Origin of the sequence: Nocardioides sp., assembly GCF_031422975.1 — a bacterium.
Lineage (GTDB): Bacteria > Actinomycetota > Actinomycetes > Propionibacteriales > Nocardioidaceae > Nocardioides.
The window spans coordinates 1-8911 of the sequence record NZ_JANPEO010000031.1 but is presented as its reverse complement, the minus strand read 5'-3'; the positions used below and the strand labels follow the sequence as shown (position 1 = coordinate 8911).

The following is an 8911-nucleotide window of genomic DNA, read 5'->3' as shown; positions in this document are numbered from 1 at the left end:
AGGTCTCGTTGGTCTTCCAGCGCTCCGACCAGGTGGCCTCGAGCCCTTCGAGCACGGCCTTGTCGGGTACGACGACGTCGCGGCGTGCGGACGTCGTGGACTCGGGCTCGGGGCTGATGTCAGTCATGCGCGCAGTCTATGAGCGCGGCTCGGGGGCGAGAAAACGAGTTACCCCCGTGGTCGCGAGGTGACTAGCGTTGCGCCATGCAGCTCGAGTTCTACACCGACCCCGCTGTCTTCCTCGACGTCGCGCGGGAGCACCTCACCGAGCAGCCGGTCGTGTCGACGGTGGTGGCCTCGGTGGCCCAGCGCGCGGTGGTGGACCTGGCCGAGGGGGTCACCCAGGGTCCGAGGAACTGGTACGCGGTTGCCCGCTCGGGCAGCGAGGTGCGCGGCGTGGCCATGCGCACGGCCCCTTTCGCCGCCCGCCCGCTGTTCCTGTTGCCGATGTCGCCCGAGTGCGCACTGTTGCTGGCGCGCACCCTGTACGAGCGTGGTGAGGGGGTGGGGGCGGTCAACGGGGCGCTGCCCGCCGCGCGGGTCCTTGCCGACGAGACGGCACGACTCGCGGGTGGATCGGTCGAGGTCGCTCAGCACACCCGCCTGTTCGAGCTGGGCGAGCTGGTCGAGCCGGCGGCGGTGCCCGGCCGGCTGCGCCCCGCCGTGCGCGGCGACCTCGACGTGGCGACCGCCTGGTTCGACGCGTTCATGCGCGACGCGGACGAGCAGGCCGGTCGGCAGCCGGGCAGCAGCGCTCATGAAGCCCCCGACGAGGCGGACATGCTGCGCCGGATCGACCGGCGCCGGATCTGGCTGTGGGAGGACGAGAGCGGGGAGGTCGTCCACCTCACCGGTGCCAACGCCCCGGCCTTCGGTGTCGCCCGGGTCGGCCCGGTCTACACCCCGAAGGCCAGGCGCGGCCACGGCTATGCGAGTGCGGCCGTCGCCGAGGTGTCACGGCAGATCGTCGCGTCCGGGTCTCGCGCCTGCCTGTTCACCGATCAGGCCAACCCCACCTCCAACAAGATCTACGAAGCGCTCGGCTACCGCCCGGTGGTGGACATGGCCAACCTGCTCATCGCGTGAGCAGTGCGGCCTAGGATCGCTGGATGCGACGCCCGATCCTGCTCCTGGTCACCCTCGGCCTGTTCGCAACGCCACTGTCGTCGGCTCCCGCGGCCGGGCCGGTGACCCCCCGCGTGGGCGTCCACACCGTCGGCGGCTGCACGATCTTCCCGGCCGACAACCCGTGGAACCAGCGCATCGACAGGCGACCTGTCCGGAAGTCGTCGTCGGCGATCGTGAGCACGCAGGCCGCCGGTCATGACCTGCACCTCGACCTCGGCACCACCGAGGAGTACTACGGCATCCCGGTCAACGTGGTCGACGAGGACCAGCCGCTGCTGCCGCTGGAGTTCGGCGTGGACGGCGAGGACTACGGCGACGAGAGCGACCGCGGCCCGGTCTTCATCCCGGCCGACGCGGCGATCGAGGGCGGCAGCGACGCCGACCCGGATCCCGCAGCGGGGGATCGGCATGTCCTCGCCGTACGCCGCGGAACCTGCGACCTGATCGAGCTGTACGCCGCCGAGCGGGTCCGCGACGCGTCCGGGGCCGTGGTCGGCTGGCGGGCCGCGGCGGCCGCGCGCTGGGACCTGTCGACGAACCGCCTCCGCCCAGCCCGCTGGACGTCGGCGGATGCCGCCGGGCTGCCGATCCTGCCCGGGCTGCTGAGCTACGACGAGGCGGCGTCCGGGGCGATCACGCATGCGCTCCGGTTCACGTTGCCGTCGGCGCGCTACGCCTACACCTGGCCCGCCCGGCACTGCGGCCCGTCGGGCAACACCGCCGGCAACCTGCCGGCGTACGGCCTGCGGTTCCGGCTGAAGAAGTCGTTCCCGACGGCGCCCTACCACGGGGCGGCCCGGGCGATCGTGGTCGCGATGAAGCGCTTCGGCCTCATCTACGCCGACCAGGGTTCGGCCATGTATGTCACCGGGACCGCCGACGCGCGGTGGGCCGACGCACTCGAGGAGTTCCGCGAGCACCCGGTGGACGGTCGGGCGCTCGAGGTGGTCAAGCCCTGGCGAAGGGTCGTCCGCTGCTGAGGCGCCCTAGACTCGACGCGAGATGAGTGAGAACCCCGCGAACGCCCGCCCCGCCGAGACCTACGCCGAAGTCGAGGACGCCCTGCTGTCCCGCTGGCCCGAGACCAAGCTCGAGCCGAGCCTGGACCGGATCAAGGCCTTCACCGAGCTGCTCGGCGAGCCCCAGAAGTCGCTCCGGGTGATCCACCTGACCGGCACCAACGGCAAGACGTCCACCAGTCGCATGATCGAGCGGCTGCTGCGTGCGCTGGACCTGCGGACCGGTCGCTTCACCAGCCCTCACCTCGAGCGGATGAGCGAGCGGATCAGCATCGACGGCGAGCAGCTCAGCGACGAGGAGTTCGTCCGGGCGTTCAACGACGTGGCGGCCTACACGCACATCATCGACGCGGACCAGGAACACCCGCTGTCGTTCTTCGAGACCATGGTCGCGATGGCCTATGCCGCCTTTGCCGACGCACCCGTCGACGTGGCCGTCGTCGAGGTGGGCATGGGCGGCACCTGGGACGCCACCAATGTCGCCGACGCCGACGTCGCAGTCGTGCTGCCGATCGCGCTCGACCACGCGAAGTACTTGGGCGACAGCACCACCGCCATCGCGACCGAGAAGGCCGGCATCCTCAAGCCCGGTTGCTTCGCGATCTTCGCCGAGCAGTCGGCGGAGGTGGCGGCCGTGCTGCTCGCGCGGGCCGTCGAGGTCGGTGCCACCGTCGCCCGCGAGGGCATGGAGTTCGGGGTCATCTCCCGGGTTCCTGCCGTCGGCGGCCAGGTGCTGAGCCTGCAAGGTCTGCGCGGGCGTTACGACGACGTCTTCCTGCCGTTGTACGGCGCCCACCAGGCCCAGAACGCTGCCGTGGCACTGGCCGCGGTGGAGGCGTTCGCCAGCGATGAGGCGCTCGACGTCGAGCTCGTGCGCGCAGCCTTCGCCGAGGTCACCAGCCCGGGTCGGCTCGAGGTCATCCGCCGCAGTCCCACCATCGTCCTCGACGCGGCACACAACCCCCACGGTGCCGAGGCCACGGCCGCGGCACTGGAGGACTCCTTCAGCTTCTCGCCGCTGATCGGTGTGATGGGCGTGATGGGCGACAAGGATGCCGACGGCGTCCTGGCAGCGTTCGAACCGCACTTCCACCACCTGATCTGCACCCAGAACTCCAGCTCGCGATCGATGACGGCCGCCGAGCTGGGCCGCGCCGCCACCGAGATCTACGGCGAGGATCGCGTCACCGTCGTGAGCGACCTCGCGGAGGCGATCGACCGGGCCGCGACCCTGGCCGAGGCCGGCGAGGCGTTCGGCGACGCCCTCGGCGCCGGGGCCGTGCTGGTCACCGGGTCGGTGGTCACCGTGGGGGAGGCCCGCGCCATGCTGAAGGGCCGGCGATGAGCGAGACCAGCGCACCGACCGAGCGGTCGCCTCGCCGGGGCATGTGCGCCGCCGTGCTCTGTCTGGAGGCGATCACGATCGGCCTCACCGTGCCGGTGATGATCACCATCGCCGAGGTGCCCGTGGGCACCGCCCTCGTCGTCGGGCTCGGACTCGCAGTCGTGTGTCTCCTGCTGGCGGGCATGCTGCGGGCACCCTGGGCCTACACCGCCGGCTACGCGATCCAGGTCGCGGCCATCGGCCTCGGCCTCGTGATCTCGATGATGTTCCTGCTGGGCGCCGTCTTCGCCGCCCTGTGGGCGACGGCTGACCACCTCGGCCGCAAGATCGAGCGCGAGAAGGCGGCCGCCTGGGCGGCCTACCGCGCCGAGCACGGCTGACGCATGTCGCTAGGCTGCCGCCATGACCGAGTCGGCAGTTGAACGCTCCCTTGTCCTTGTCAAGCCGGACGGCGTACGCCGCGGCCTCACCGGCGACGTGATCGGCCGGATCGAGGCCAAGGGCTACGGCCTGGTCGCGCTCGAGCTGCGTACGGCGACGCCCGAGCTGCTCGCCGAGCACTACGCCGAGCACGAGGGCAAGCCGTTCTATGCGCCGCTCGTCGAGTTCATGCTCTCCGGACCGGTCGCGGCGATCGTGATCGAGGGGGAGCGTTGCATCGAGGGCTTCCGCTCGCTCGCCGGCGCCACCGACCCGACGGTCGCCGCGCCGGGCACGATCCGCGGCGACCTCGGGCGCGACTGGGGCCTGAAGGTCCAGCAGAACCTGGTCCACGGCTCCGACGCACCCGAGTCCGCCGCCCGCGAGATCGGCATCTGGTTCCCCGAGCTCGACGCCTGACCAGCCCGAAGGCCAGCTGCAGGCGCCCGGGCCACGTCACGCCCGTCACACTCGCGACACGCAGCGCGGTGTCGGCGACACGCCGCCCACCACCGCCCGAGCCATCGAAGAGCGGCCCCGGTCAGCGCAGGTTGATCACCCGGTCCCGGTTGGCGCCGAAGGTGTGGGCCGCGATCTTCTCCCCCTCGGCCGCGTCGAGGGCGTGTCCTCCCGGGAACGGGCGTGCGCGCTACCTACCCTGAGCCTTGGGTCGGACCAGCTCCGTGCCTCTTCCCCATACACACGCATCTCCAGCGAGGCATCGCGCATGGCTTCTAGCTTCATCGGCCGGGACATGGCCGTGGACCTCGGCACCGCCAACACGCTGGTCTATGTTCGCGGCAAGGGCGTCGTGCTCGACGAGCCGTCCGTGGTGGCGATGAACACCACCACCGGCGAGGTGCTCGCGGTGGGCCACGAGGCCAAGCGGATGATCGGCCGCACGCCCGACAACATCGCCGCCATCCGGCCGTTGAAGGACGGCGTGATCGCCGACTTCGAGGCGACCGAGCAGATGCTGCGCTACTTCATCCAGCAGGTGCACCGGCGTCGCTACTTCGCCAAGCCGCGCATGGTCATCTGCGTGCCGAGCGGCATCACGGCTGTCGAGCAGCGCGCGGTGAAGGAAGCCGGCTACCAGGCGGGCGCGCGCAAGGTCTACATCATCGAGGAGCCGATGGCGGCCGCGATCGGCGCCGGGCTGCCGGTGCACGAGGCGACGGGCAACATGATCGTCGACGTCGGCGGCGGCACCACCGAGGTCGCGGTGATCAGCCTCGGCGGCATCGTCACCAGCATCAGCGTGCGGACGGCCGGCGACGACCTCGACCAGGCGATCATCGCGTGGATGAAGAAGGAGTACTCCCTGATGCTGGGGGAGCGCACCGCCGAGGAGATGAAGCTGACCCTCGGCTCGGCCTTCCCGTTGCCGACCGAGCCGGAGGCGGAGATCCGCGGACGCGACATGGTCTCCGGGCTGCCGCGCACCGTGGTGGTGTCCAGCGCTGAGCTCCGGCAGGCGATCGAGGAGCCGCTCCACAACATCATCGATGCCGTGCGCTCGACACTCGACCAGACGCCGCCCGAGCTCGCCGGCGACATCATGGACCGCGGGATCGTGCTCACCGGTGGCGGCGCGCTTCTCCGCGGTCTCGACGAGCGGCTCCGCCACGAGACCGGCATGCCCGTGCACGTGGCCGACGACCCGCTCTCGAGCGTCGCCTTCGGCGCCGGCAAGTGCGTCGAGGAGTTCGAGGCGCTCCAGCAGGTCCTCGTCTCGGACGTCCGGCGGTTCTGATGGCCGGACCGATCTGATGGGCGCCCTGGGGGGAAACGGCGCCACGGGTGGCCGCGAGCGTCGCTGGCGAGGTATCAGCCGGCTCGATGCGCGCAACCGACCGCCGCGCTCCTTGCTGGTCGCGCTGCTTCTCGCGAGCGTCACACTGATCACGCTCGACTTCCACGGCGGCACCGACTCCCCGGTCGAGCCCGCGCGCCGGGTGATCGGTGAGGCGTTCGGTCCGGTCGAGTCCGCCACGGCAGCGGTGATCCGGCCGTTCACGGCGGTCCCCTCGTGGTTGCGCACCCAGGGCTCGCTCAACGACGAGATCCGTGACCTCGAGGCCGAGAACTCCGAGCTGCACAGCTTGGTCGCCACCGCCGGCTACGACAGGAATCGGCTCGAGGAGTACGACGGCCTCACCCAGTCCGCCGAGAACCTCGGCCAGGCGCTGGTGCCGGCCAGGGTCGTGGCCTACGGCTCGTCCCAGTCGTTCAGCAACACCGTCACCATCGACGCCGGTTCGCAGGCCGGGATCGGTGCGGACATGACGGTCATCAACAACGACGGCCTCGTCGGCCGGGTCCTGCGCGTGACCCGCACCACCGCGACCGTGCTCCTGATCATCGACGAGGAGTCGATCGTGGGTGGCCGGGTCGGCTCGAGCCTGGAGATCGGGTTCGTGCACGGCAAGGGCTCCCTGGCCGACGACGAGCTCGACCTGCGCCTCGTCGACGACGCCGTCATCCCGGCCGAGCACGACACCGTCGTCACGTGGGGCAGCTCCGAGGGGCCCTACCAACAGGGCGTCCCCGTGGGTCGGGTCACCGACGTCTACTCCAGCCTGATCGAGAGCTCGCAGCGGGCCGTGCTGCAGCCGTTCGTGAACTTCTCGGCGCTCGACGTCGTGGGCGTGATGGTGCCGACCGGCACGACCAGCGACCGTGCCGTGATCGAGGCGGACGGGGCCATGAGGTGACACGCCTGCGCGCACTCATCGCGGCCCTTGCCATCTCGGTGGCCCTGATCTTGCAGGTCTCGCTCTTCCCGCACTTCGCGTGGCACGGCATCGTGCCCAACCTCTGCCTGCTCGTGGTCGTGGGCGCCGCGCTCACCATCAACGCGCCCTCGGCCATGGTGCTGGGGTTCGTCGCCGGCGTGGCGCTCGACCTCGTGCCGCCCGCCGACCACGTGGCTGGGCGCTGGGCGCTGGCCCTGACCGTGGTGGCGTTCCTCGCTGCTCGGGTGCGCCAGGACGTGAAGCCGACCGCCGGGGCCGTCGTCGGGACGGTCGCCGCGGCCTCCTTCGTCGGCACCTCGATCTTCGCGCTCACCGGCCTGCTGCTCGGCGAGAGCGGCGCGGTGCCCGACCTGCTGCAGGTCATTGCCGTCGCGGTGCTGTGGGACGTGCTGCTCACGCCGCTGGTCCTGCCGCCGCTGATGAGGCTCTTCGGCCGACTCGATCCGCACCTGGTGACCGCCTGATGGCCGTCACCGGCTCGCAGAAGAGCCGACTGCGGCTCGTCGTCGTCCAGGCGCTGGTCTTCTCCCTCTTCGCGACGCTCTTCGTCCGGCTCTACTACCTCCAGGTGGTCGACGGCGAGGGCTACCAGGCGCAGGCGGCCGACCAGTCGGTTCGCGACATCGTGGTCCAGCCCCAGCGCGGCCTGATCGTCGACGACCAGGGCCGCCCGCTGGTCGCCAACCGCACCTCGTGGGTCATCTCGATCGACCGCAACCTCGTCGACAAGCTGGGGGAGCGGCAGCGCACGGAGCTCATTCGCCGCGTCTCGGTGGTGGTCGACGAGACTCCCGGCGACGTCGAGAACCGTCTGGTCACCTGCGGGCACGAGGGCAGCATCCGTGGCGCCTGCTGGAACGGCTCGCCGTACCAGCCGGTGCCCGTCGCCAGCGACGTCAGCAAGGACGTCGCGTTGCGGATCCTCGAGCAGCCCGAGGACTACCCCGGCGTGGTGGCCGAGCAGCAGAACGTCCGCGCCTACCCCCGCCCCTTCGGCATCAATCTCGCCCACGTGCTCGGCTACCTCAGCCCGATCACCGAGGACGAGTACGACGCGGCGAAGGACGCCGATGACCAGTCGCTCAACGGCGCCTCGAGCGTCGGGCGGGCCGGCATCGAGAAGCAGTACGACGAGTGGTTGCGCGGGCTTCCGGGCTATCGCCGGGTCGCGGTCGACTCGATGGGGCGGGTGCTCGGCGACGACAGCACGATCGAGGCCACGCCCGGTGACACCCTGGTCACCTCCATCGACGCCAAGGTGCAGGCGGTCGCGGAGCGCGCACTCGCCGAGCGGATCAAGATCCAGCGGGCCACCTTCGACCCGGTGACCGATCGCAACTACGAGGCCGACTCGGGTGCGGTCGTCGTGCTCGAGGCCAAGACCGGCCGCGTCGTCGCGATGGCCAGCCAGCCGACGTACGACCCGGGCCTGTGGGTCGGCGGCATCAGCACCACGGAGCTCGAGCGGCTCTACTCCGAGCGGGCCGGCACGCCGCTGCTGTCCCGGGCGACCCAGGGTCAGTTCGCCCCCGGCTCGACGTGGAAGCCGTTCATGACGGCGGGCGCGCTGAAGAACGGCTACCGCACCGACAGCACGCTCTCGTGCCCCTCGGGGGTCCAGATCGGCAACCGCGTCTTCCACAACCACGAGTCCGACTCGCTGTCGGGGCCGGTCGGGTTCGCCAAGGCGCTGGAGATCTCCTGCAACACCTTCTTCTTCCAGATCGGCTACAGGTACTGGCAGCAGTACGGCAGCGACGAGAGCGACGTCAACGCCAAGGACCCACTCGTCGAGGAGGCGCAGACCTTCGGCTTCGGCACGCGGACCGGCATCGACATCCCGGGCGAGGCGCCCGGCCGGATCGCCGACCGGAAGTGGAAGCGCGCCTACTACGACTCGATGAAGGACTACTACTGCGGCATTGCCCACAAGCCGCAGGACGCCGACACGAGCGACTTCGTCTACCAGTTCTCCCGCGAGTTCTGCATCGACGGCTACGCCTACCGCGCCGGCGACGCCGCCAACTTCGCGATCGGACAGGGTGACACGATCGTCACGCCGCTCCAGCTGGCGCGTGCCTACGGCGCGATCTCCAATGGCGGCACCCTCTACGCCCCGACCGTCGCCAAGGCGCTGGTCAGCCCCAGCGGGGAGGTGCTGCGCCGGTTCGCGCCGCGCAGGACCGGCTCGGTCGACGTACCCAAGAAGGACCTCGGCTACATCGACGAGTCGCTCAAGG

The 8911-nt window shown here is 70.7% G+C and carries 9 protein-coding genes; all 9 read left to right on the top strand.

Annotated features, from left to right (window positions below; all coding sequences use genetic code 11):
- The first annotated feature begins 204 nt into the window (after positions 1 to 204).
- Positions 205 to 1086, top strand: coding sequence for a GNAT family N-acetyltransferase (locus tag RMO85_RS01055; RefSeq protein ID WP_310525902.1), 882 nt, complete (start codon positions 205 to 207; stop codon positions 1084 to 1086).
- Between the two features lie 23 nt (positions 1087 to 1109).
- Positions 1110 to 2108, top strand: a complete 999-nt coding sequence (locus tag RMO85_RS01050; protein WP_310525901.1) for a hypothetical protein — start codon at positions 1110 to 1112, stop codon at positions 2106 to 2108.
- Positions 2109 to 2130: 22 nt separating this feature from the next.
- Positions 2131 to 3492, top strand: coding sequence for a folylpolyglutamate synthase/dihydrofolate synthase family protein (locus tag RMO85_RS01045; RefSeq protein ID WP_310525900.1), 1362 nt, complete (start codon positions 2131 to 2133; stop codon positions 3490 to 3492).
- Positions 3489 to 3872, top strand: a complete 384-nt coding sequence (locus RMO85_RS01040) for a DUF4233 domain-containing protein (RefSeq protein WP_310525899.1) — start codon at positions 3489 to 3491, stop codon at positions 3870 to 3872. The genes RMO85_RS01045 and RMO85_RS01040 overlap by 4 nt, the downstream gene beginning before the upstream one ends.
- A 22-nt stretch (positions 3873 to 3894) precedes the next feature.
- On the top strand, positions 3895 to 4332 hold the full coding sequence (gene ndk / locus RMO85_RS01035; RefSeq protein WP_310525897.1) for a nucleoside-diphosphate kinase: 438 nt from the start codon (positions 3895 to 3897) through the stop codon (positions 4330 to 4332).
- Between the two features lie 307 nt (positions 4333 to 4639).
- Complete coding sequence (locus tag RMO85_RS01030; RefSeq protein WP_310525896.1) at positions 4640 to 5668, top strand: rod shape-determining protein; 1029 nt, start codon at positions 4640 to 4642, stop codon at positions 5666 to 5668.
- 16 nt (positions 5669 to 5684) lie between these two features.
- Entirely contained in the window at positions 5685 to 6629 is a 945-nt protein-coding gene (gene mreC / locus RMO85_RS01025) for a rod shape-determining protein MreC (protein ID WP_310525895.1), read from the top strand.
- Positions 6626 to 7135 (top strand): rod shape-determining protein MreD, encoded by a 510-nt coding sequence (gene mreD, locus RMO85_RS01020; RefSeq protein ID WP_310525894.1) that lies wholly within the window; start codon positions 6626 to 6628, stop codon positions 7133 to 7135. Before mreC ends, mreD begins: the two co-directional genes overlap by 4 nt.
- The coding region (locus RMO85_RS01015) for a penicillin-binding transpeptidase domain-containing protein (protein WP_310525893.1) at positions 7135 to 8911 on the top strand (1777 nt) is incomplete at its 3' end. The genes mreD and RMO85_RS01015, both read left to right, overlap by 1 nt.